We start from the raw sequence: 23081 nt of genomic DNA, 5'->3' as shown, positions 1-23081 counted from the left end.
GCCTCACGGTTGGCCCTGCACTGGTCCGGTAAATCGCCGGAGTGCCCCGTCACCCGAAAACGGTGCTTCGATGTACCTCCCCAGGCGTCAAAAACCACCGAAGCACCCTTCACGGGAACGGGACAGCTCATACTTCGCGAAGACGAAGACTGTCAGCGGGATGCCGTACCGGTCATGCAAAGAGACTGATATTTTTGCATGACAACTAAAGATATATCAGTTACATCGTAGAGTAGTCCTTAAGGCAGTGTCCAGACATTTCTTACCGGCTGCGAATGAGGCTCAGTGCCTCAGCACGGGCGGCCGGCAGGCGTAGTTCGCCGCGGACTGCGGAGGTGATGGTCTTTGCCCCTGGCTTACGGACGCCCCTCATGGACATACACAGGTGTTCGCATTCGACCACCACAATCGCGCCCAGCGGACGCAGTGATGAGACCAGCGCGTCCACCACCTGGGTGGTAAGTCGCTCCTGTACCTGCGGGCGTCGCGCAAACACGTCCACCAGCCTGGCCAGTTTGCTGAGGCCGGTTACGAGTCCTTCTGCCGAAGGGATGTAGCCCACATGCGCCACGCCATGGAACGGCACCAGATGGTGTTCACATGTGGAATAGAAAGCGATGTCCTTGACGATGACCATCTCACCGTGACCCAGGTCAAACGTCCTGTCCAGGACTGCCAGGGGATCCTCATGGAGCCCGCCAAACGTTTCCGCGGCGGCGCGGGCCACCCGGGCGGGAGTGTCCGCCAGTCCGGGCCTTTCAGGATCCTCTCCGATGGCCAGAAGGTATTCTCGAACTGCCCGTTCCACCCTGGGCCCGTCCACCCCCTTGGCCACTGTCGTTTGTGTGCTCAGGCGGGCACTCACGGTGCAGCGCGCTCGAGTCGGATGATGACGGACTTGGAGGTGGGCGTACCGCTGGTGTCTGCTACTGAATCAAGCGGAACAAGGACATTGGTTTCCGGATAGTAGGCTGCCGCGCATCCCTTCGGCGTCGAGTACGCCACGATGCGGAAGTTTTCGGCCCGGCGTTCCGTCCCTTTGAATTCGGAGATGAGATGCACCATGGTCCCGTCCGTGAACCCCAGTTCCGCTATATCCTCGGCGTTGATCATGACGACGCGGCGCCCGCCATGGATTCCGCGATACCGATCATCCTTGCCGTAGATAGTGGTGTTGTACTGGTCGTGGGATCGCAGTGTCTGAAGGACCAGCCGTCCCGCAGGGACCCTGATGAATTCGAGGTCATTGCCTGTGAAGTGGGCCTTGCCTGAAGCGGTGTCGAACTCCCTGGCGTCCCGGGGCGGGTGGGGGAGGATGAACCCGCCGGGGTTCTTGATTCGTTCCTCGAAATTCTCAAAGCCGCTGAGGACGCCCTCGATGTGTTTTCTGATAATCGAGTAGTCGTCCCGCATGGCGAGCCAGTCGGCTTTCGGGGTGTTGGGCAGCGGGTGGTTTGCATTGTCCGTGAACAGCTTATGGGCGAGGTTGCACACAATGGCCACTTCGGACTGCAGGTGCTCGCTGGCGGGCTTAAGGCGTCCGCGGGAGGCGTGGACCGCACTCATGGAATCTTCCACGGTCACTCTCTGGTCGCCTGTGCGTTGGGTGTCCTTCTCGGTGCGTCCCAGCGTCGGAAGAATCAGGGCGCGACGGCCCGTCGAGACGTGGGAATGGTTCAGTTTCGTGGAGATCTGCACGGTCAGCCGTGTGTTTGCCAGCGCCTGTTCCGTAACCTCGGAATCCGGGGCCGCCCGTACGAAGTTGCCGCCCATACCGATAAAGACCCGCACCTTTCCGTCCCGCATGGCGCGAATGGCAGCCACGGTGTCGAACCCATGGGCCCTGGGGGAGAGGAAACGGAATTCTTCGTCAAGCCGGTCGTGGAAAGTCTCCGGCATCTTTTCGAAGATACCCATGGTCCTGTCACCCTGGACGTTGGAGTGGCCGCGGACAGGGCAGACGCCGGCTCCGGGCTTCCCGATGTTGCCCTGCAGAAGCAGGACGTTGACCACATCACGAAGGGTGGGTACCGAGTGCTTGTGCTGGGTCAGGCCCATGGCCCAGCAGACGATGGTGGCGCTGGAGGCCAGCAGGCGTTCGCCCGTGGACTGGATCTGTTCCAGTGTGAGTCCGGTGGCTTCGACGATGTCGTCCCATTCGGCCTTTTCAAGGTGCCGCAGATATTCGTCAATGCCCACAGTGTGGTGCTTGATGAATTCATGGTCCAGCACTGTGCCCAGGCCAGGGGTCTTGCGCCCCTGCGCTTCGGCTTCGAGCAGGTACTTGCCAAGCCCCTGGAAGAGGGCCTGATCGCCACCTGCGCGGATCTGCAGGAAGTCGTCGGTCAATTCGGTGCCCATCACCATTCCGGAAATGGTCTGCGGGTTCTCGAACCGAAGCAGCCCGGCCTCGGGAAGCGGATTGACGGAGATAATGACGGCGCCGTTCTTCTTTGCCTTCTCCAGGGCGCTGAGCATGCGGGGGTGGTTGGTGCCTGGATTCTGACCCGCCACGAAAATCAGGGACGCAGTCTCCACGTCGGTGAGGCTGACGGAACCTTTGCCGATGCCGATGGTTTCGACCAGTGCTGAGCCGGATGATTCGTGACACATGTTGGAGCAGTCCGGCAAATTGTTCGTCCCGATGCCCCGGACGAGCAGCTGGTAGGCGAAGGCTGCCTCATTCGACGTCCGGCCGGAAGTGTAGAAGACCGATTGGTCGGGGTGATCCATGTCTCTGATTTCCTGGGCGATCAGCTCATAAGCGTCGTCCCAGTCGATTGGCCTGTAGTGGGTGGCACCTTCGTCGAGCAGCATCGGATGCGTCAAACGGCCTTGTTGACCCAGCCAGTAGTCGTCGCGCATCTTCAGGTCGGCAATCGAGTGCTGCGCGAAGAATTCAGGGGTGACACGTCGGCGTGTGGCTTCTTCTGCAACTGCCTTGGCACCGTTCTCGCAGAATTCAGCGGCATTGCGCTTTTCGTGCTCAGGCCAGGCGCAACCCATGCAGTCGAACCCATCCACTTGGTTGACTGCCAGCAGCGTTTGGACGCTGCGCAGCGGGCCCATCTGCTCGAGGGAGATCTTCAGCGAGTTAACGACCGCGGGGATGCCGACGGCCTTGGACTTCGGCTTCGTCACGCTCAGTTCTGACTCGTCGATATTGTGCTTAGGGGCTTTGGAAGCCATGGGGTCTTCCCTTCAGATCTTCGCAGGAAACAGTGGAGTGGTGGCATTGCGCCGAGCCAGCGTGGCGGTGGGCTGCAAGGCCGGCAGACTTTGCAGGAGGCCAGGCAAGCGGCTGAGGTCATTGAAGGTGTAGACATGGAATCCGGCAAAGAGGGGATCGCCCGCCAATTCCTGGTGGACCTCCCGAATCAGGCGTCCGCTGTCGTAGCTTAGGAAGTCGTCTCCGCGCATGAGTGCTCCCGCCATCCCCGTACCCCGGGCAAGCTTGAGAGAGCGGCCCACCCCGAGGCGTGCTCCCATGGACACCAGCTTCCTGATGGAGACTGGGCCGGGGACTCCAACCCAGACGGGTAACTCCAGGCCACTAGTGCGGATTGTCGTGACGTACCGGCTGATCGCCTCGGCTGAGAAGCACATTTGCGTGACTATGGACGACGCAAAAGGTGCTTTCGTGTGCAGGCTGCCGCTGAGTTGCTCCTGGCTGAGTTGCGGGTGGCCTTCAGGGTAGCCGGCAATGCCTATGGAGAAGTCAGAAGAATACGCCTTAACCGCCTCAAGAAGTTCTCCGCTCCACGAGTAGGGACCTGCAGGCGTTCGCCGGTCCCCGGCAACAAGAAAAAGCTCGGAGACGCCCGCTTCCTGGAGCGGCAGAAGCAGGGAATGCAGTTCTGCCTGGCTGGTGATGCTGCGGGCAGCGAGATGGGGAACTGTGTGATAACCCTTGCGTGCCAGGTTTACTGAGGCTTCCACCGTTCTGCCAGGCCCGTGGTGGGGGAGACACGTCACGCTGACGGAACTCTTGCTGTCAAAAGCCGTGGAGAGTTGCTTGAGGAGATCGGCAGACGGAACAACTTCCAGCCGTACCCGCGCAACAGCTTCGTTGCTCATTGCTCTCCGTTCTTCCACGTCACAGCAACAACCGCTCGGGCGGATCGCATTCATCCGACATTACGCGACTCCTCTCCTGACGAAGGCACGCGACTGTTCGCGGGCGGCTTCGATCGTGTGAAGGAGAAGCAGGGACGTGGTGACTGACCCGACCCCGCCCGGAACTGGAGTCAGTGCGGCAGCAACGCCACGGACGCTGGCTTGATCCACGTCCCCTACGAGGGACCCGTCCGGAAGGACGTTGGTGCCAACGTCGATCACTACGGCCTCGGGAGAAATATGGCTACTGTTTAGCAGGCCGATGCGCCCGGCGGCAACGATCACGACGTCGGCCGTCCTGGTGTATTTCTCGAGCGGCCCTGACCTGGAGTGGCAGACGGTTACGGCGGCGTCGCGTTCCAGCAGCAGCAGGGACAGCGGTTTTCCAACAACGGCCGAGCGTCCAATGACGACGACGTTCCGGCCCGCCACCGGGATATCAAAGTGGTCAAGGATCTCGATGACGGCGCGGGCCGTGGCGGGCGCGAACGAGGGCTGGCCGACTGCCAGGCGGCCGAGGCTCAGTGGATTCGCGCCGTCGATGTCCTTCTCAGGGGCGATATGTCCAACCAGGGCATCTGCATCGACGCCGGGCGGCAACGGGGTCTGCAGGATGATGCCGTGCACCGACGGCTCGGCGCTGAGGTCTTTCAGGACACTGGCCAACACCTGTTCTGTCGCGTCGTGGCCCAAGTCCACAATCCGGCACATGATGCCGGCGTTTCCTGCAGCCCGTTCGATCGACCGGACATACCAGTGAGCGGAGCCGTCGTCGGTGGCCACAACAACGGCAAGCGTCGGGCGCAGGCCTTCGGTTTCGAGGTCCCTTGCGTCGTCGTGGGCCCTCTGTTGCATGAGCCTGGCGAGGGTCCGCCCGGAGAGGAGGGTAGTGTTCAACCGAGGATCCTTTCGCGAACGCGCTTGGCGAGCGAGTCGGCGGCCAGGATGACTTTTTCCTCAAGGCCGTCGGTCTGGTCAGCCAGCCGGGACCGGGCTTCGCTGTCCTTGATGGCAACCACATTTATGTCGATATTGACTCGGGCAGTCGTGGCGGCTGCCCGGGCTGCGTCGACGGCGGCGGCGACGTCACTGATCACGTTGCTATTGGCCACCTCGAAAAGTTCCGTGGCAAGATCCACCACATCGCCGGCAAGGAGGATCAGTTGCGCGGGCGTTTTCGCGGCCAGGATGAGTGCGTCCTGGACGGATGCCGTTCGAGCGGCCTTGAGATCATCAGTACCGGTCGGGAGCTTGTACGCATCGATGACACCCTGGAACGCATGCTGGTCGGCGTCCGCGAGGCGCAGCGCCTCGACCACCAGCCTGTCGGCAGAGGCGATGACCCTTGTCACGAGTTCGGCATGCTGCTCGTATTTCGTCCCGGTGGTGTATCTGGCAACCATTCCGACGAGTGCCGCTCCCTGGGCTGCGTGGAGCGCCGCGGCTGCGCCGCCGCCGGGGGTGGGTTGACGCGATGCAAGACTGGTGAGGTAGTCGTGTATTGATTCTGAACTGATCATGTGTCTTCCTGGGCTGTCAGCCGCGGAGCCTGGTCATCGTGGGGTCGTACAGCGGATCGGCCGTGACTGTGGCCTGGATGCGCCGGCCAAAGTATTCGATCTCGACAGAGTCACCAATGGACACAGCGGCGGGGAGGTACGCGTACGCGATCGGCTTGGCTACGGTATAGCCGTAAGCGGCGCTGGTGACGTAGCCGACTGCCTGGTCCTTGTAGAAGACAGGTTCCTTGCCCAGCACGATGCTGCGGCCGTCGTCAACGGTCAGGCAGCGAAGGCGGCGGGCGGAGTTTTCCTCGGTCCTGCCTTCCAGCGCTGCCTTTCCGACGAAGTTTTCCTTGGCCATCTTCACGGCGAAACCAAGTCCTGCTTCCAGCGGGTCATGCTCCGTGGTCATGTCTGTGCCCCACGAGCGGTAGCCCTTTTCAAGGCGCAGCGAGCTGAACGCGGCGCGGCCCGCGGCGATAACGCCGAACGGCTGCCCGGCCTTCCACAGTGCATCCCACAGGCGTTGGCCGTTGTCTGCGCTGGTGTACAGTTCCCAACCCAGCTCGCCGACATAGGACAGGCGCATTGCCGTGACGGTGACGCCGCCGATGACCACCTTCTTGGACCGGAAGTATTTCAGGCCGTCGTTGGTGAAGTCGTCGCTGCTGACCGTGCCAATCAGGTCCCGGGCGAGGGGCCCCCACAGGCCGATGCAGCATGTGCCGCCGGTGGTGTCGCGAACCTGGACCCAGTCGCTGGCGCTTCCGCTTTCCGTCTGGTGGCGTGCGGCCCGCTCGAAGTAAGCGGTGTCGATGTTTCCGTTGGCTCCGAGCTGGAAGGTGTCTTCGCTCAGGCGGGCCACGGTGATGTCGCTTCGGATCCCGCCTGCGTGGTCCAGCAGGAGGGTGTAGGTGACGGCCCCCGGCTTCTTGGTCATGTCGGCGGTGGTCAGCTCCTGCAGCAGCTTCATGGCTCCGGGGCCGGAGACCTCAAGGCGCTTGAGCGGAGTCATGTCGTACATGGCCACCGCGGTGCGGGTCTTCCAGGCTTCGGCCGCGGCGATGGGCGAGCTGAACATCCCGGACCAGGCGTCACGTGCCGGCGGCTGCCATTCGTCAGGCATCTCCTTGAGCAGTTCGGCGTTGGCTTCGAACCAGTAGGGGCGCTCCCAGCCGCCGCCCTCCAGGAAGAAGCCGCCCAGCTGCTTGTGGCGGGCGTGGAAGGGGCTGACGCGAAGGTTGCGCGGAGAGAGCTTGGGCTGCAGCGGGTGCAGGACATCGTAGATTTCCACGAAATTCTGCTGGGAGGTCTCGCTGACGTACTCGGGGGTCAGCTGGACCTCTTCGAAGCGGTGGATATCGCAGTCGCCGAGGTCAATCTGCGACTTTCCGTCCACGAGGAGCTCTGCCACGGCACGGGCGATGCCGGCGGAGTGTGTGACCCACACGGCCTCGGCAACGAAGAAGCCGTCCACTTCCTTGGACTCGCCCACCAGGGAGCCGCCGTCCGGGGTGAAGGAGAAGATGCCGTTGAAGCCATCCTCGATTTCGCTTTCACGCAGTGCCGGCAGGATCTGCTTGGTTGCTTCCCACGCGGGAAGGAAGTCATCCAGGGTGAAGTCCAGGCGGGAAGGCATGTTGTGTTCGCTGATGCTGCTGGGCTCGTAGCTGCCCAGTTCGTCCAGGTCCACGGGCATGGGTCGGTGTGCGTAGGAGCCGATGCCGTAGCGCTCGCCGTGCTCGCGGTAGTAGAGGTCCTGGTCCTGGTGGCGCAGGATGGGGAGCTGGGCGCCGTTGGGCAATTCGTTCTTGCCCTTCTGGGCGGGAACCGGCGTGGTCTTGACGTACTGGTGGGCCAGCGGGAGGAGCGGGACGGACATCCCGATCAGCTCGCCAACCTTGGCGCCCCAGAAGCCCGCGCAGGAAACCACGATGTCCGCCGGGATCACGCCGTCGGCGGTCTCGACGCCGGTGACGCGGCGGTTGGACTGTTCGATCCCGGTCACCGCGGTGTTGCCGATGTACTTCACGCCGGCTGCTTCGGTGCGCTTGATGAGCAACTGGACTGCGCGGGCAGCCAGGGCCAGGCCGTCGGTAGGTACATGGAGGCCGCCCAAGATGTCTTCCTCGTTGATCAGCGGGTAGAGCTCCTTGCACTCTTCGCGGGAGAGGATCTTGCCGTCGATGCCCCACGACTGCGCGTAACCGAGCTTGCGCTTGAGGTCTGCCAGACGGGTTTCCGTGGTAGCAACTTCAAGGCCGCCCACCTGGTTGAAACAGCTTTGGCCGTCCTCCGTGAGGGACAGGAGCTTTTCCACCGTGTACTTGGCGAAAAGTGCCATGGTCTTCGAAGGGTTGGTCTGAAAAACGAGGCCGGGGGCGTGGGACGTGGAGCCGCCGGGCATATTCAGGGGTCCCTGGTCCAGGACAGTGATGTTGTTCCAACCCCGTGTGACCAGTTCATCGGCAAGGTTCGTGCCGACGATTCCAGCTCCAATAATGACAATGCTTGGCGTGGAAGCCATGTGGTTTCTCCTGCTGGTTTTCGTGTGTTCTCTGCTGATGTGGTGGTGGTGCTTACCGGAACACGACGGTGCTGGTTTGATCCAGCAACACACGGTGTTCGCAGTGCCACCTCACGGCACGGGACAGCGCCAGGGCTTCGGCATCCTGCCCAACTGTGGAAAGGGCAGTCGGTCCATAGCTGTGGTCCACCCGGATGACTTCCTGTTCGATGATGGGCCCCTCATCCAGTTCTGCGGTCACGTAATGGGCGGTGGCGCCCACCAGCTTGACTCCACGATCGTACGCCTGGTGATACGGGCGGGCGCCCTTGAATCCAGGGAGGAAGGAATGATGGATATTGATGGCACGGCCCTCAAGGGAGCGGCAGAGGTCGTCGGACAGCACCTGCATGTAGCGCGCCAGCACCACGAGGTCGATGTCATACTCGTCGATGAGATCCAGGAGACGCTGTTCGGCGTCTGCCTTCGTATCGGCCGTTACCGGGACGTAGACGAAGGGGAGTCCCGCTGCCTCAGCCATGGCCCGGTGGGTCTCGTGGTTGGAAACGATCAGGACAATGTCTCCGCCGAGGCTGCCACCGCGCCAGCGGAAGATCAGGTCATTCAGGCAATGCCCGAACTTGGACACCATCACCAGGACGCGCTGCTTGGTCTGGTCGTGGAAGCTGAACTTCATTTCGAAGCGGTCCGCGATTGCGTTGAACTCCTCCTGGAGCCTCTCCGGCGTGTACTCAGGGGTACCGGAGAATGCGGTGCGCAGGTGCAGTGTCTGGCGGAGCCCGTCGTCGAACTGCTGGTGTTCGTCGATGTTAAAGCCACGTTCGAAGAGAAAGGTAGTGACCGCCTGGACAATCCCGGCGCGTTCGACGCACGACAATGTGAGTACGAATTTCTGGGCCTTGTCTTCCAAACGGGGCTCCGTCTGAGCCAGGGTGCTGGTTGATAAGTCTGTAGCTACTAGAGCCATGTCAACTCCTTTAGATATATTTTCAAATCATGAACTGATATATTAGGGTTGGCATCAGCGTATACTGGTCATTGGGCGAGGTCAATAGCCTGTTTGCTCCAACGGAAAGGGTCCGGTTATGGCAGTGGGAGTCTTGGCTATCGCGGACGATACCGTCAAGAAGTCGCTGGCGGAAGAGGCGTACGGGCGCATCCGCGACCGGCTGCTGATGCTTGACATTAAACCGGGTGATCTTCTCAATGACGACCACCTCGCCAAGGATCTGGGCATGGGGAGGACTCCAGTGCGGGAAGCCTTGAAGCGGCTTGAGCTTGACCGCCTGGTTGTTTCGTACCCGCGCCGGGGAACTTTTGCTACGAGGGTGGAAGTAACCGACCTTGCGTTCATTTCCGAAATCCGGACCCAGCTTGAACCCCTCGCAGCCGCTCGGGCTGCCCGCGTGGCCACAGAGGGGCAGCGTGAGAAGTTGCGCGCTGTTATGCGTGCGATTGAGTCGTTTGACACGCACGCGGCCTCCGTCGTCGAAACCCTGCGGCTGGACGCACAGGTTCACCAGGGAATCTATGCCGCCGCAGCCAATCCACACCTCGAAGATGTCCTCATCCGCTATGACAACCTCGCCACGCGCATCTGGTGCATGGTGCTGGATCGCCTTCCGGATCTCTCCCATCACGTGCATGAGCATGTGGAGCTCCTCGGAGCAGTGATCGAGGGGGACGAGGCCCGGGCCGCGGAACTTGCCAGGGCACACGTCAGCGGCTTCGAGGATGCCGTCCGCAGGGCTCTGTTCACCTAGTCCAAACCTCACCTCTGCAGTTGTCACCCAAAAGCGCGGCCCTCAATGCCGCGCTTTTGGCGTCTCTGCACTGACCCTAAAAATCTGTTGACACCTATAGCTGCCGGTAGCATACTGGGAGCTACGCAACTAATATATCAACAGGATATTAGGCAACAGCTAGGGAGAAATGATGGTCGACGTTCTGACCCGCACGCTCGCAGAGACCGATCCTGCGATCCACGCCGCTGTGGAGCAGGAACTCCTGCGTCAGCAGGGCACGCTGGAGATGATCGCCTCCGAAAACTTTGCGCCCACTGCCGTGATGGAAGCGCAGGGGTCTGTACTGACCAACAAGTACGCCGAGGGTTACCCTGGCAAGCGGTATTACGGTGGCTGCGAACACGTCGATGTGGTCGAGCAGCTCGCCATCGACCGACTCAAGTCATTGTTCGGCTCAGAATTCGCCAACGTGCAGCCCCACTCCGGAGCCCAGGCCAACGCAGCGGCCATGTTCGCCCTGATCCAGCCCGGCGACACCATCCTCGGGCTGAACCTTGCACACGGTGGCCATCTGACGCACGGCATGAAGATCAACTTCTCCGGCAAGCTCTACAAGGTGGTCCCGTACGGAGTCCGCGAAGACACCATGCTCATTGACATGGCTGAAGTGGAGCGCCTGGCCGTAGAGAACAAGCCCCGGCTGATCGTTGCTGGCTGGTCCGCCTACTCCCGTCAGCTGGACTTCGCCGAATTCCGCCGTATCGCCGACCTGGTGGGTGCCTACCTGATGGTGGACATGGCACATTTCGCCGGCCTGGTGGCCGCAGGACTCCACCCCAACCCCGTCCCTCACGCCCACATCGTTACGAGCACCACACACAAGACCCTTGGCGGTCCGCGCGGCGGGGTCATCCTGACCAACGACGCCGACATCGCCAAGAAGGTAAACTCCGCGGTGTTCCCGGGACAACAGGGCGGCCCGCTGGAGCACGTCATTGCCGCGAAGGCAGTTGCGTTCAAGCTTGCTGCGGAGCCGGCGTTCCGTGACCGTCAGGAACGCACCCTGGAAGGCGCCCGCATCATCGCCGAGCGCCTGCTGGCTGCTGATGTTGCCGAGTCCAACGTCACTGTGGTCAGCGGCGGGACCGACGTGCACCTGGTCCTGGTGGACCTGCGGAATTCGGAACTGGACGGCCAGCAGGGCGAAGACCGCCTGCACCGTATCGGGATCACGGTCAACCGCAACGCCGTCCCCTTTGATCCGCGTCCGCCGATGGTCTCTTCCGGGCTTCGAATCGGCACGCCGGCACTGGCCACGCGTGGGTTCGGGAAGGCAGAATTCACCGAGGTCGCAGACATTATCGCCGCAGCCCTCAAGCACGATTTCAATGAAGAGACCGTGGCAGAACTCCGGCAGCGGGTTGAAATCCTGGCCGGGAAGTTCCCGCTCTACCCCAACCTTTCCTCTGACGCGATCGAGGTGGCATGATGGCCGATCTGCTTCCGGAGCATCCGGATTTCCTCTGGCGGAACCCTGAGCCCAAGTCCTCCTACGACGCCGTGATCGTTGGCGGCGGCGGGCATGGCCTGGCTACCGCCTACTTCCTCGCCAAAAACCACGGCATGACCAATATTGCCGTCCTCGAAAAGGGGTGGTTGGCCGGCGGGAACATGGCCCGGAACACCACCATCATCCGGTCCAACTACCTGTGGGACGAGAGCGCGGCCATTTACGAGCACGCCCTCAAACTCTGGGAAATCCTGCCGGAAGAACTCGAATACGATTTCCTCTTCAGCCAGCGCGGCGTGATGAACCTCGCCCACACCCTGGGTGATGTCCGCGAAAGCATGCGGCGCGTCGGAGCGAACAAACTCAACGGTGTGGACGCGGAGTGGCTGGATCCGCAGCAGGTCAAGGAACTCTGCCCCATCCTGAACATCAACGACAACATCCGTTACCCCGTCATGGGCGCCACCTACCAGCCCCGGGCAGGCATCGCCAAGCACGACCACGTGGCCTGGGCCTTCGCCCGCAAGTGCGACGAGCTGGGCGTGGATATCATCCAGAACTGCGAAGTCACCGGTTTCCTCAAGGACGGCAACAAGGTGGTGGGCGTCAAGACCAACCGCGGCACCATCAACACCGAAAAGGTGGGCCTCTGCGCCGCCGGGCACAGTTCGGTCCTGGCCGAGATGGCAGGCTTCCGGCTTCCCATCCAGTCCCACCCGCTGCAGGCGCTGGTCTCCGAGCTGCATGAGCCGGTCCACCCGACAGTGGTCATGTCCAATCACGTGCACGTCTACGTTTCCCAAGCACACAAGGGCGAGCTGGTCATGGGCGCCGGCGTGGACTCGTACAACGGTTACGGACAGCGCGGGTCCTTCCACGTGATCGAGCACCAGATGGCGGCCGCCGTCGAACTTTTCCCGATCTTCGCCAGGGCCCACGTACTCCGGACCTGGGGCGGAATCGTGGACACCACCCTGGACGCCTCCCCGATTGTGGGCATCACCCCGGTGGAAAACATGTTCGTCAACTGCGGCTGGGGCACCGGCGGCTTCAAGGGCACCCCTGCCGCCGGCCTCACCTTTGCCCACACCATTGCCACAGGAACGCCGCATCACCTGAACAAGCCGTTTGCGCTGGAGCGGTTCGAAACCGGCGCCCTGATCGATGAACACGGCGCAGCCGCCGTGGCCCACTAAGAAGAGAGTCCGGTCATGCTTCTCATTTCATGCCCCAACTGCGGCTCCCGCGACGAAACCGAGTTCCACTACGGCGGCCAGGCCCATGTGGCCTATCCGGAAAACCCGAACGAACTGAACGACCGCGAATGGGCCGAGTTCCTGTTCTATCGGGACAACACCAAGGGCGCCTTCGCCGAACGCTGGCTCCACAGCACCGGCTGCCGCCAGTGGTTCAACATGCTCCGCGACACAGTCACTTACGAGATCCAGGCTGTCTACCCGATGGGCTCGCCCCGGCCCGCAGCCGCCCCGCCGGCCGCCGAATCCGGAACCGCCAGCACCGCCCCGGACAGCACCACAACAGGTACTGCCGGGCCCAGCATTGCTGCAACCAGCACCGGCACAAGTACTGCATCACCCAGCACCACCGCCCCGGAAGGAGCAACAAAGTGACTTCCCAGAAAGCACGCCTCACCGCCGGCGGCCGGATCGACCGCACCATTTCCTGGCGTTTCACTGTGGACGGGGAGGAGTTCACGGGCCACCCGGGGGACACCCTCGCCTCCGCCCTGCTCGCCAACGGCCGCATTGCCGTCGGCAACTCCCTCTACGAGGACCGGCCCCGCGGCATCATGTCCGCCGGGGTTGAGGAATCCAACGCCCTGGTCAAGGTGGAACCGCGATTCCCCGGCCACGTTGCAGAATCCATGCTTCCCGCTACCACCGTCACTTTGGTGGACGGATTGAACGCCGGCCTGTTGAACGGCCTGGGCCGCCTGGATCCCGAGGAGGACCGCGCGGAATATGACAAAAAGTACGTCCACACCGACGTCCTGGTGATTGGCGGCGGCCCCGCCGGCCTGGCCGCAGCCCGCGAAGCCGTCCGCACCGGCGCGCGGGTCATGCTGTTGGACGACCAGCCCGAACTGGGCGGTTCTCTGCTTTCCGGTTCCACGGCCCCCGAACTGGCTCAGATCATCGAAGGCAAGCCGGCCCTTGAATGGGTGGCGGACATCGAAGCCGAACTCGTTTCCGGCGCCGAATCAACCGTCCTGAACCGCACCACCGCCTTCGGTGCCTACGATGCCAACTACGTCATCGCCGTCCAGAACCGCACTGATCACCTGTCCACTCCGGCCGCGCCCGGTGTGTCCAGGCAGCGCATCTGGCACATCCGTGCCAACCAGGTGGTGCTGGCCCCAGGCGCCCATGAACGCCCGCTGGTCTTTGAGAACAACGACCGCCCCGGCATCATGCTCGCCTCGGCAGTTCGCAGCTACCTCAACCGCTACGCGGTGGCCCCCGGGCAGCGCGTGGTCATCAGCACCACCAACGACAGCGCCTACGCCCTGGCCGCCGACCTGCGGGCGGCCGGCATCAGGATCGCCGCCATTGTTGACGCCCGTCCCAAACTCACGGAGGTGGCTGCTGCCGCCGTCGAAGCCGGGACCCGCGTGCTGATCGGCAGCGCGGTGGCCGCCACCGCCGCCGGAACGGATGGCCGGCTGGACGGCGTCACCGTCCGCAGTATCAACGACAACGGCGAACTCACCTCTGGCATCGAAGATATCGCCTGCGACCTGCTGGCAGTCTCCGGCGGCTGGAGCCCGCTGGTACACCTCCACTCCCAGCGGCAGGGCAAGCTGCGCTGGGACGATGACCTGGCAGCCTTTGTGCCCAGCACCGCTGTCCCGAACCAGCAGATAGTCGGCTCCGGCCGAGGCAGCTTCGAACTCCAGGACTGCGTCGCCGAAGGCGTCTACGCCGGTGTGATGGCGGCCATTGCCGCGGGCTTCGAATCCACTGTCGAGCCTTCACCGATTGGCGAGCCGAAGGCGTCGGCCCCCACCCGGCAGCTGTGGCTGGTGCCAGGGCAGAGCGGCACTCCGGATGACTGGCACCACCACTTCGTTGACTTCCAGCGGGACCAGAGCGTCGCCGACGTCCTGCGCTCCACCGGAGCCGGAATGCGGTCCGTTGAGCACATCAAGCGCTACACCTCCATCAGCACCGCAAACGACCAGGGCAAAACCTCCGGCGTCAACGCGATCGGCGTCATCGCCGCCGCACTCAAGCATGCAGGGGAAGCATCCCGCGGCATCGGCGACATCGGCACCACCACGTACCGGGCTCCGTTCACGCCCGTAGCGTTTGCGGCCCTGGCCGGACGCCAGCGCGGCGAACTGTTCGACCCCGCCCGCGTCACATCCATCCACCCCTGGCACGTCGCCAAGGGCGCCCTCTTCGAGGACGTCGGACAGTGGAAGCGACCTTGGTATTACCCGCAGAACGGCGAGGACATGGACCAGGCCGTCCTGCGTGAATGCGCAGCGGTCCGGGAGTCCGTCGGATTCATGGACGCCACCACGCTCGGCAAGATCGAAATCCGGGGCAAGGACGCCGGCGAGTTCCTCAACCGGATCTACACCAACGCCTTCAAGAAGCTCGCGCCCGGTTCTGCACGCTACGGTGTGATGTGCCAGGCGGACGGCATGATTTTCGACGACGGCGTGACCCTGCGCCTGGACGAGGACCGCTTCTTCATGACCACCACCACCGGTGGAGCCGCGAAGGTGCTGGACTGGCTCGAGGAATGGCTGCAGACCGAGTGGCCCGATCTGGACGTGCACTGCACCTCGGTGACCGAACAATGGAGCACCATTGCCGTCGTCGGGCCAAAATCCCGGGCGGTCCTCGCCAAGGTGGCACCTGAGCTCGCCGCCAACGGGGGACTGGAAGCAGAAGCCTTCCCGTTCATGACGTTCCGCGAAACCACCCTCGCCTCGGGCGTACGCGCCCGGATCTGCCGGATCTCATTCTCCGGTGAGCTGGCGTACGAGATCAACGTCCCGGCCTGGTATGGGCTGAACACCTGGGAAGCCGTCGCGGCCGCCGGCGCCGAATTCAACATCACCCCTTACGGCACAGAGACCATGCACGTGCTCCGTGCCGAAAAGGGCTACCCGATCGTTGGCCAGGACACCGATGGTACGGTCACCCCGCAGGACGCCGGGATGGACTGGATCGTCTCCAAAGCCAAGGACTTCATCGGCAAGCGCTCCTACGCCCGCGTCGATGCCCAGCGCGAGGACCGTAAGCACCTGGTCAGCGTACTGCCCATTGACGGCAGCATCCGGTTGCCGGAAGGCACCCAGCTGGTGGAAAAGGGCATCCCCGTGACCCCGGCCTATGGCCCCGTTCCCATGCAGGGATTTGTCACTTCCAGCTACCACAGTGCGGCCCTGGGCAGGTCCTTCGCCCTGGCACTGATCAAGAATGGCCGCAACCGGATCGGCGAAACCCTGGTGGCCGCCGCCGGAAACCAGCTGGTGGATGTTGTTGTGGCGGAAACCGTACTTTTTGACCCTGAAGGGACCCGCAAAGATGGCTGAAACAGCAGCACCCAAAACCTCCCCTGAGACTGACCTGTCGCTCCGGACCAGTCCGGCTGAGCTGCTCAGGCAAGCATTTCAAACCGGCTCCGTGCCCGGCGTTGTTGAGCTCCGCGAAATCACCTTCCTCACCATGGTGGGCCTCCGGGTTCCCCGCGACACCGACGCGGCGGAGCGGATCGCATCGGTTACCGGCGGTCTGCCCGCGACGTGCGGGGCCGTGAGCGGCACCGGCGACACCTCCGTGCTCTGGCTCGGGCCCGAGGAATTCCTGGTGGTGGCCCCCGTGGAAGCCCACGAATCCCTCGGCGGCGACCTCATCCAGGCGTTGAGGGAAGCCCTCGGCGACGGCGCAGGCCAGGTGGTGGACCTCTCCGCCAACCGCACCACGTTCGAACTCATCGGGCCGCGGTCCCGTGCAGTCCTGGAAAAGGGCTGCTCCCTGGACCTTCACCCCCGCGGGTTCAAGGCCGGAACGGCGTTGTCCACGGAGATCGGCAACATCCCCGTGGTCCTCTGGAAGACCGGCGATGAGAGTTACCGGATCCACCCACGTGCCTCGTTTGCAGAGTTCCTGGGCCGCTGGATCCTGGATGCCATGCGGGAGTATGCCTCTCCTGAGGTTCCCTAATGGCCCTCAGCGTCCTGGATCTCTTTTCCGTTGGCATCGGGCCGTCGTCCTCACACACTGTCGGCCCGATGCGGGCTGCCAAGTTGTTCGCCGACGGGCTAAAAGACGACGGACACCTGAGCTCCACCACACGGGTCCAGGCCGAACTGTTCGGCTCTCTGGGGGCAACGGGGCGCGGCCACGGCTCCGACAAGGCCGTGGTCCTGGGCTTCCAGGGGCTGGACCCGGAAACCGTGGACACCTTCACAGCTGATGATCAGGTTGCTGCCGCTGCGCTCGATGCTGAGCTGTGGGTAGGCGGGGACCACCGGGTGGACTTCAACTGGGACGAGGACGTGGTGCTGCACCGGCGCAAGTCCCTCCCGGCCCACCCCAACGGCATGACGTTCCGTGCCCTGGACCATGCCGGAGAGCTACTCAGCGAGCGAAGCTTCTATTCTATTGGGGGCGGCTTCGTCGTTGACGGGGACGCTGATGCCGGTGACCGCGTGGTTGCCGACTCCACAGTCCTGCCCTACCCGTTCACAACAGCCGACGAACTCCTGGCGATCTGCGGCCGCGAAGGCATGTCCATCTCGGACGTCATGCTCGCCAACGAGGTAACGTGGCGCAGCGAGGCAGAGCTCCGTGAGAAGTTGCTGCGGCTCTGGGCAGTCATGCGTAAATGCGTGGACAACGGCTGCGCGGCGGAAGGAATCCTTCCCGGCGGCTTGAACGTCAGGCGCCGCGCGCCGTCGTTATTCCAGACCCTGACGGCGGATACCGGCGTCACCGACCCGCTCCGGGCGATGGAATGGGTGAACCTGTTCGCGCTGGCGGTCAACGAGGAGAACGCGGCCGGGGGCAGGATTGTTACCGCACCGACCAACGGGGCGGCCGGAATCGTCCCCGCAGTGCTGCACTACTACGTGAAGTTTGTCCCGGGAGCCAGCGACGACGGCGTGGTCCGCTTTCTGCTGGCGGCGGGCGCCGTCGGAATTCTGTTCAAGATCAATGCCTCCATCTCCGGCGCCGAAGTTGGCTGTCAAGGTGAGGTTGGTTCAGCCTGCTCCATGGCCGCAGCCGGGCTCTGCGAGGTGCTTGGCGGCTCACCCGAACAGGTGGAAAACGCTGCCGAAGTGGGCATCGAACATAACCTCGGCCTTACCTGCGACCCCGTGGGCGGCCTGGTGCAGATCCCGTGCATCGAGCGGAACGCGATCGCAAGTGTCAAAGCCATCAATGCCGCCCGCCTGGCCCTTCACGGCGACGGCAGCCACAAGGTATCCCTCGACAAGGCCATCAAGACCATGAGGGAAACCGGAGCGGACATGAAGGACAAATACAAGGAGACTTCCAGGGGCGGCCTTGCGGTGAACGTCATCGAATGCTGATCGGGTGAAGTAACTCGGGTGACCGGTAAGGGCGGAGTCATGTTGGATATGGGATCAACCAGTATTGGTGCCAGGCGTGGATTGCGTAAAGACTGGGCCCGGTTGACCGGCCGCACGGTGGAGGTATGGCTCCTGGGGGAACACATCATGACCGGTGTTGTGGACCAGGCTTCGCCAGACGACTCAGTCCTGTGGATCGCGGCCGCCGGAGCCGAGACGCGGAGGCTTTTCGATAGGCGGACGGGATACCAGATCTGGGTTTAGCCAGGCGCCCGGGGCCCCGGCGTCCACTGACCCAAGGGTCAAAGGTCGATCGAGGCCATGTTGGCCTCGTTGTGCCGTTCCCCAGCCGCCGGGGATCGGTGCGATGTCGTTGGCTCGGGTCATCAACCAGGCGAGGGCGGTCTGCGCCGGGGTTGCTCCGGCCGATGGGCCGTCAAACCTTGCCCTCGGCGATCAGGTCAGCAACAGCACCTGCGGTTTCTGAGCAAATAGTCGCCCTGCTCCGCGCCGAATCAGGGCGAGTGCCCTCCGATCATGTCCTCCGCAACCTCATCGACGAGCTCTCAAAATGGCAGTAGCGAGTGCGCGGCGCTCTGGGAGGCACACCGATCTCAGTTACGAAGCCATGCAGCTCATGACCGATCCGGGGCTCGGGTTCGTTGGCTTCACAGCCGAGCCTCGGTCCTCCACTGATCAAGCTCTGGGCCTGCTCGGAAGTCTTGCGGCGCACCATCCCGCGGAAATTCGGTTCGAGGGTAGCAAGTCGGGTCAGGAGCCCGTGCGCCCGGGCCACTCCTTGCCGGCCCAGGGGTCGTAGTCGGCGATGAGTTCCTCCTGGGATGGACGCTCCCTCTCGGGGACGTGCTGCAGGTTCACCCGCACCCGGTACCAGAGCGAACTCGATCCGCGCATGCCGTCGACGAGCACGTCCGCGGGATGCAAGAGAGGGACCATGTCGGCATGACTGGCCTTCCATTCCTCTAGTGCCGCCAGCGCTTCTGGCTTCGTTTTGGTGCGGGCCACCTCGATGAGAGGCATCACGGACTGCCGGCGGCCGACGCTGTCACCACTGCGTGGTGGTTTTTCGGCGGGACCCAGCTCGGCTGCCAGGGCGAGGAGTCCATCGAGTGTGCCGACGGCGTCGTCGATTCCGGTGTGAGGGTCGCCCAAGGCGGCGAAACGCTCCGGCACGGTACGCACGGTGAACTGTTCCGGCCGGGTGGAACGGACCTCGTCCCACGAGAGGGGCGTCGATACACGGGCGTCGGGAAGAGGCCGGACAGAGTATGCGGATGCCACGGTGCGGTCCTTCGCGTTCTGGTTGAAGTCGACGAACACACTCTCGCCGCGTTCCTCTTTCCACCACCGTGCAGTGGCAAGGCCGGGAGCACGGTTCTCCACCTCACGGGCCAGGGTCTCGGCGGCCAGCCGCACGTCGCGGTAGGACCACTGCGGCGCGATGCGCACCAGGATGTGGAGCCCCCGCGATCCGCTCGTTTTCGGCCATCCCACCAGCCCGACGTCGTCGAGCACCTCACGTGCGACATAGGCGACGTCGACGATCTGGGACCAGTCGACCCCCGGCATCGGATCGAGGTCGACGCGGAGCTCGTCCGGGTGCTCGAGGTCCTCGGCGCGAACGGGGTGTGGGTTGAGGTCCAGGCACCCGAGATTCACCACCCACGCCAGGCCCGCGGCATCCCGGATGACAGCCTCCTCCGCTGACGTTCCCGATGCGTAGCGCAGGGTGGTGGTGTCGATGAAGTCAGGGTGGTTTTCGGGCACGCGCTTCTGAAAGAACGGCTCAGAATCGATTCCCTTCGGGAAGCGCTTGAGTACCATGGGGCGGCCGCCGGCACCGCGCAGCGCGCCATCAGCGACGGCGAGGTAGTAGTTCACCAGGTCGAGCTTGGTTAGCCCGGGTTCGGGGAACACCACCTTGTCCGGACTCGAGATACGAACTTCGTTGCCCGCGATACTGAGGATTTCGGCCGGGGTCTTCGAGGGGTTCATGGCGCCACGCTAGCAACGATCGCATGTCCCAGCCAGAGCTTTTGCGCCACAACCAAAATTCACTCGCCGGAAGGACCCGCTGGAGCCTTGAAGGCTAGCGGGGGCCCAGGTAAAGGTGCTTAGGTATTGCTGTAGTGGTCAACCCAACAGAGGAAGAAGCCGCGGCAAGGTTTTTCCTGACCAATTCGAAGGAGACGGAATATGAGTGAAATGACAGAGGAAGTCCACGCCGAGCACAGCCTTGCGGAGCACCAACACGGCGGCCCGGACTGCGCCCATGAGACCGTGGAGCACGGAGACCATGTGGACTACATTCATGACGGTCACCGGCATGCCGAACATGAAGGCCATTACGACGAGCATTGATCGCGGAAAACGTACTCGTTAGATACGAAGGGACCGGCGGCCGTCACGGCCGCCGGTCCCTTGCATTGGGTGTTTATCTTCACCAGGAGCCATCACACACGGCTAGATACTGGTTGGCGGGCTGACTATCCACAGAACCTCAGCCGGGAGAGTGCTGGTGTTCGTTAATCTGTGGGGCAACGAGGACATGTAGTCGATACTGTCGCCCTGCTGCATTGAATGAGGCTCCCCATCCAGCTCTATGACAATCTCGCCCGATACTACGTAGAGAATCTCCTGCGAGTCTCCGTGCGTATAGGGATCGTCTCCGGTCGACGCTCCGGGCTCAAATTCTCCGGCATAGACCTCGAGGTGGCGAAGGGGTCGCTGCGAGATCAGAAACTTGTGTATTCCCGCATTGGTTGACAGTTCCGGGCGCGCTTCCCTGCGCAACAATCGTGGTGAGCCTGCGGGTACTTCCTCAAAAAGATCTGCAAGCGTCATTCCTAAAGCGGTTGCGATCCGCCGAAGCACGCCGATGCTGGCATTGGTTAGACCGCGCTCAAGCTGGCTAAGAAACCCCGCGGTGGTCCCGGTTGCTTCGCCTAGTTCCTTCAGCGACATACGCCGTAAAGAACGAAACTGGAGAACCCGTTGACCGAGTTGGGCTTGAGAAAGATCAGTTTCGCTGGTCATGGGGAAACTTCCGGTTTGCCTGTACTAAACAAATATTTAGCTGAATAGCCAGGAACAGTCTGGCTCCGGGGCCACGAAGCTGTCAAGGTGACAGGCACTCCTGTTGACACTGCCCCGAGGTAGAGCCCACACTGTTAGCAATTAGTGGCACTAAACTTTTGTTTAGTGGAATGGACTCGAGTTTTACAGGATCTCCGCTCTCCGGCGCCGCGTGTCCGAACGGGTGGAGCTGCCGAGAACCGCAAAACCGCTCTGACGCGCCATTGAACCGCTCAACCTGCTTCAACTCTCATCTTCTATAGGAACTGGTTATGACAACGTCAACAATCACTCTCATCAATCACTTCATCAATGGCTCTGAAACAGCCGGCGAAGGTAACCTCACGCGTCCCGTCTTCAATCCTGCGACTGGTGCTGTTTCGGGGGAGTTGCGGTTGGCGAACCGTGCTGATCTGGACGCGGCGGTTGCTGCGGCGCGGGCCGCTGCGGATTCGTGGGGTGATGTTTCGTTGGCGAAGCGCACGGGGGTGTTGTTCAGGTTCCGTGAGCTGGTGGCGGCCCATGTTGATGAGCTGGCTGCGTTGATCACTGCCGAGCACGGGAAGGTCCTTTCGGATGCGAAGGGTGAGATCGGGCGGGGCCTGGAGGTGGTGGAGTTCGCGTGCGGGATCGCGCAGCTGCTCAAGGGTGATTATTCGGATCAGGTGTCCACCGGGATTGATGTGTTTTCGTTCCGGGAGCCGCTGGGGGTGGTCGCCGGGATCACGCCGTTTAATTTCCCGGTGATGGTGCCGTTGTGGATGGCGCCGATGGCGATCGCGACCGGGAACGCGTTTATCCTCAAGCCCTCCGAGCGTGACCCGTCCGCGTCGATGCTGCTGGCCAAGCTGTGGAAGGACGCCGGCCTGCCGGACGGCGTGTTCCAGGTCCTGCACGGCGGGAAGGAAACAGTGGACGGGTTGTTGACCCACCCTGATGTGGACGGGATCTCCTTCGTCGGCTCCACCCCGATCGCCCAGTACGTCCACGAAACAGCCACCAAGCATGGGAAGCGGGTGCAGGCGTTGGGCGGGGCGAAGAACCACGCGATCATCCTGCCCGACGCTGACCTGGATAACGCCGCCGACCATCTCGCCGCGGCCGCGTTCGGTTCCGCCGGGGAACGCTGCATGGCCATCTCCGTCGCCGTCGCCGTGGGGGACGCCGCTGAACTGCTGGTCAAAAAGGTTCAGGAGCGGGCCCTGGCCGTGAAGGTGGACAACGGGACGGTGCCCGGGGCGGAGATGGGCCCTGTGATCACGCCGGAGTCCCGGGACCGGATCGTGCGGATCGTCACCGAAGCCGAACAGGCGGGGGCTGCGATGGTGGTGGATGGCCGGGATCTGGTGGTTCCCGGGCATGAGGACGGGTTCTGGGTGGGCCCGACAGTGATCGACCACGTCAAGGCGGAGATGACCGCGTACACGGAGGAGATCTTCGGGCCGGTCCTCGTCGTCGTCCGCGTCAACAGCCTGGATGAGGGGATCGCCCTGATCAACGCCAACCCGTACGGGAATGGCACGGCGATCTTCACCTCCTCCGGGGCGAACGCCCGGAAGTTCCAGCGCTCGGTGCACGTGGGCATGATCGGGATCAACGTGCCGCTGCCGGTCCCGGTCGCGCACCACTCCTTCGGCGGGTGGAAAGCCTCACTGTTCGGGGACAAACACATCTACGGTCCCGAAGGCGTCTCCTTCTACACCCGCGGCAAAGTCGTCACCTCCCGCTGGCCCGAACCCACCCACGCCTCCGGCGCCTCCTACAACTTCCCCTCCAACTAATCCCCACCGCCACCCTCGCCTCGCAAGCTCGGCAGGGAACCCTGGCGGCGTGGGCCCACCCAACGGTTGCTGAGCAGATGCCCTTTTGAGCCTCCAAAAGGGCATCAACTCAGCAACCGATGCAAGTGGCTAACTCCTACACCCAGTCCGCAACACAACTTCCTCTGAATTGCTAATGATAATGGTTTGCATCTAGTGTGATGGGTCGAACCGTACGGATTTGCAACACA

19 protein-coding genes are annotated in these 23081 nt (G+C 62.9%); 10 read left to right on the top strand and 9 right to left on the bottom strand.

Going from position 1 to position 23081, the window contains the following annotated elements:
• Nucleotides 1-262: 262 nt before the first annotated feature.
• The 7 genes from folE to purU are packed head-to-tail and all read right to left on the bottom strand — an operon-like array spanning nucleotide 263 to nucleotide 9112.
• Entirely contained in the window at nucleotides 263-865 is a 603-nt protein-coding gene (folE, locus tag M1D88_RS08990) for a GTP cyclohydrolase I FolE (protein ID WP_458114166.1), read from the bottom strand.
• A complete protein-coding gene (locus M1D88_RS08985) occupies nucleotides 862-3189 on the bottom strand; it encodes an FdhF/YdeP family oxidoreductase (protein WP_458114165.1) in 2328 nt (775 codons plus the stop codon). The genes folE and M1D88_RS08985 overlap by 4 nt, the downstream gene beginning before the upstream one ends.
• Before the next feature lie 12 nt (nucleotides 3190-3201).
• Nucleotides 3202-4077, bottom strand: coding sequence for a methylenetetrahydrofolate reductase (locus tag M1D88_RS08980; RefSeq protein ID WP_458114164.1), 876 nt, complete (start codon nucleotides 4075-4077; stop codon nucleotides 3202-3204).
• Nucleotides 4078-4137: 60 nt separating this feature from the next.
• Entirely contained in the window at nucleotides 4138-5013 is an 876-nt protein-coding gene (locus M1D88_RS08975; protein WP_458114163.1) for a bifunctional 5,10-methylenetetrahydrofolate dehydrogenase/5,10-methenyltetrahydrofolate cyclohydrolase, read from the bottom strand.
• Nucleotides 5010-5636: a cyclodeaminase/cyclohydrolase family protein gene (locus M1D88_RS08970; RefSeq protein ID WP_458114162.1), complete on the bottom strand. Its 627-nt coding sequence runs from the start codon at nucleotides 5634-5636 to the stop codon at nucleotides 5010-5012. The genes M1D88_RS08975 and M1D88_RS08970 overlap by 4 nt, the downstream gene beginning before the upstream one ends.
• Nucleotides 5637-5652: 16 nt before the next feature.
• Nucleotides 5653-8145 (bottom strand): GcvT family protein, encoded by a 2493-nt coding sequence (locus M1D88_RS08965; RefSeq protein ID WP_458114161.1) that lies wholly within the window; start codon nucleotides 8143-8145, stop codon nucleotides 5653-5655.
• 52 nt (nucleotides 8146-8197) lie between these two features.
• Entirely contained in the window at nucleotides 8198-9112 is a 915-nt protein-coding gene (gene purU / locus M1D88_RS08960) for a formyltetrahydrofolate deformylase (protein WP_458114160.1), read from the bottom strand.
• 118 nt (nucleotides 9113-9230) lie between these two features.
• Here purU and M1D88_RS08955 point away from each other — a divergent pair, with 118 nt between their 5' ends.
• The 8 genes from M1D88_RS08955 to M1D88_RS08920 all read left to right on the top strand — a co-directional run bounded on the left by M1D88_RS08955 (nucleotide 9231) and on the right by M1D88_RS08920 (nucleotide 18238).
• Nucleotides 9231-9908: a GntR family transcriptional regulator gene (locus M1D88_RS08955; protein WP_458114159.1), complete on the top strand. Its 678-nt coding sequence runs from the start codon at nucleotides 9231-9233 to the stop codon at nucleotides 9906-9908.
• Nucleotides 9909-10080: 172 nt separating this feature from the next.
• Nucleotides 10081-11379, top strand: coding sequence for a serine hydroxymethyltransferase (glyA, locus tag M1D88_RS08950; RefSeq protein ID WP_458114480.1), 1299 nt, complete (start codon nucleotides 10081-10083; stop codon nucleotides 11377-11379).
• On the top strand, nucleotides 11376-12596 hold the full coding sequence (locus tag M1D88_RS08945) for a sarcosine oxidase subunit beta family protein (protein WP_375164768.1): 1221 nt from the start codon (nucleotides 11376-11378) through the stop codon (nucleotides 12594-12596). The genes glyA and M1D88_RS08945 overlap by 4 nt, the downstream gene beginning before the upstream one ends.
• Nucleotides 12597-12611: 15 nt before the next feature.
• Entirely contained in the window at nucleotides 12612-13031 is a 420-nt protein-coding gene (locus M1D88_RS08940) for a sarcosine oxidase subunit delta family protein (RefSeq protein WP_458114158.1), read from the top strand.
• Nucleotides 13028-15970 carry a sarcosine oxidase subunit alpha family protein gene (locus tag M1D88_RS08935; protein WP_458114157.1) on the top strand — a complete coding sequence of 981 codons (2943 nt, stop codon included), beginning with the start codon at nucleotides 13028-13030 and terminating at the stop codon, nucleotides 15968-15970. The genes M1D88_RS08940 and M1D88_RS08935 overlap by 4 nt, the downstream gene beginning before the upstream one ends.
• Nucleotides 15963-16601 (top strand): sarcosine oxidase subunit gamma, encoded by a 639-nt coding sequence (locus M1D88_RS08930; protein ID WP_458114156.1) that lies wholly within the window; start codon nucleotides 15963-15965, stop codon nucleotides 16599-16601. Before M1D88_RS08935 ends, M1D88_RS08930 begins: the two co-directional genes overlap by 8 nt.
• A complete protein-coding gene (locus M1D88_RS08925; RefSeq protein WP_458114155.1) occupies nucleotides 16601-17974 on the top strand; it encodes an L-serine ammonia-lyase in 1374 nt (457 codons plus the stop codon). Before M1D88_RS08930 ends, M1D88_RS08925 begins: the two co-directional genes overlap by 1 nt.
• Before the next feature lie 48 nt (nucleotides 17975-18022).
• Nucleotides 18023-18238 carry a hypothetical protein gene (locus M1D88_RS08920; RefSeq protein WP_458114154.1) on the top strand — a complete coding sequence of 72 codons (216 nt, stop codon included), beginning with the start codon at nucleotides 18023-18025 and terminating at the stop codon, nucleotides 18236-18238.
• A 507-nt stretch (nucleotides 18239-18745) separates the two neighbouring features.
• On the opposite strand, the gene ligD is transcribed toward M1D88_RS08920, so the two are convergent.
• Nucleotides 18746-19990 carry a non-homologous end-joining DNA ligase gene (ligD, locus tag M1D88_RS08915; protein ID WP_458114153.1) on the bottom strand — a complete coding sequence of 415 codons (1245 nt, stop codon included), beginning with the start codon at nucleotides 19988-19990 and terminating at the stop codon, nucleotides 18746-18748.
• 201 nt (nucleotides 19991-20191) lie between these two features.
• Between ligD and M1D88_RS08910 the strand changes: the two genes are divergently transcribed.
• Nucleotides 20192-20356: a zinc transporter permease gene (locus tag M1D88_RS08910; protein ID WP_247045475.1), complete on the top strand. Its 165-nt coding sequence runs from the start codon at nucleotides 20192-20194 to the stop codon at nucleotides 20354-20356.
• Between the two features lie 102 nt (nucleotides 20357-20458).
• Here M1D88_RS08910 and M1D88_RS08905 read toward each other — a convergent pair whose 3' ends face one another.
• Nucleotides 20459-21031: a helix-turn-helix domain-containing protein gene (locus tag M1D88_RS08905; RefSeq protein WP_247045473.1), complete on the bottom strand. Its 573-nt coding sequence runs from the start codon at nucleotides 21029-21031 to the stop codon at nucleotides 20459-20461.
• Nucleotides 21032-21342: 311 nt separating this feature from the next.
• Between M1D88_RS08905 and M1D88_RS08900 the strand changes: the two genes are divergently transcribed.
• Entirely contained in the window at nucleotides 21343-22851 is a 1509-nt protein-coding gene (locus M1D88_RS08900) for a CoA-acylating methylmalonate-semialdehyde dehydrogenase (RefSeq protein WP_458114152.1), read from the top strand.
• Nucleotides 22852-23081 lie beyond the last annotated feature (230 nt).

Source organism: Arthrobacter sp. R1-13 (assembly GCF_054161475.1).
The sequence above is the reverse complement of the archived record's forward strand: the minus strand, read 5'-3'. Positions and strand labels throughout refer to the sequence as shown.

What these genes read in the sequence shown, in the direction of transcription:
- M1D88_RS08985 (WP_458114165.1), bottom strand. Translation starts at nt 3,189, where the DNA reads ATGGCTTCCAAAGCCCCTAAGCACAATATCGACGAGTCAGAACTGAGC.
- M1D88_RS08980 (WP_458114164.1), bottom strand. Translation starts at nt 4,077, where the DNA reads ATGAGCAACGAAGCTGTTGCGCGGGTACGGCTGGAAGTTGTTCCGTCT.
- M1D88_RS08970 (WP_458114162.1), bottom strand. Translation starts at nt 5,636, where the DNA reads ATGATCAGTTCAGAATCAATACACGACTACCTCACCAGTCTTGCATCG.
- M1D88_RS08965 (WP_458114161.1), bottom strand. Translation starts at nt 8,145, where the DNA reads ATGGCTTCCACGCCAAGCATTGTCATTATTGGAGCTGGAATCGTCGGC.
- purU (WP_458114160.1), bottom strand. Translation starts at nt 9,112, where the DNA reads ATGGCTCTAGTAGCTACAGACTTATCAACCAGCACCCTGGCTCAGACG.
- M1D88_RS08955 (WP_458114159.1), top strand. Translation starts at nt 9,231, where the DNA reads ATGGCAGTGGGAGTCTTGGCTATCGCGGACGATACCGTCAAGAAGTCG.
- glyA (WP_458114480.1), top strand. Translation starts at nt 10,081, where the DNA reads ATGGTCGACGTTCTGACCCGCACGCTCGCAGAGACCGATCCTGCGATC.
- M1D88_RS08945 (WP_375164768.1), top strand. Translation starts at nt 11,376, where the DNA reads ATGATGGCCGATCTGCTTCCGGAGCATCCGGATTTCCTCTGGCGGAAC.
- M1D88_RS08940 (WP_458114158.1), top strand. Translation starts at nt 12,612, where the DNA reads ATGCTTCTCATTTCATGCCCCAACTGCGGCTCCCGCGACGAAACCGAG.
- M1D88_RS08930 (WP_458114156.1), top strand. Translation starts at nt 15,963, where the DNA reads ATGGCTGAAACAGCAGCACCCAAAACCTCCCCTGAGACTGACCTGTCG.
- M1D88_RS08925 (WP_458114155.1), top strand. Translation starts at nt 16,601, where the DNA reads ATGGCCCTCAGCGTCCTGGATCTCTTTTCCGTTGGCATCGGGCCGTCG.
- M1D88_RS08920 (WP_458114154.1), top strand. Translation starts at nt 18,023, where the DNA reads ATGGGATCAACCAGTATTGGTGCCAGGCGTGGATTGCGTAAAGACTGG.
- ligD (WP_458114153.1), bottom strand. Translation starts at nt 19,990, where the DNA reads ATGAACCCCTCGAAGACCCCGGCCGAAATCCTCAGTATCGCGGGCAAC.
- M1D88_RS08910 (WP_247045475.1), top strand. Translation starts at nt 20,192, where the DNA reads ATGAGTGAAATGACAGAGGAAGTCCACGCCGAGCACAGCCTTGCGGAG.
- M1D88_RS08905 (WP_247045473.1), bottom strand. Translation starts at nt 21,031, where the DNA reads ATGACCAGCGAAACTGATCTTTCTCAAGCCCAACTCGGTCAACGGGTT.
- M1D88_RS08900 (WP_458114152.1), top strand. Translation starts at nt 21,343, where the DNA reads ATGACAACGTCAACAATCACTCTCATCAATCACTTCATCAATGGCTCT.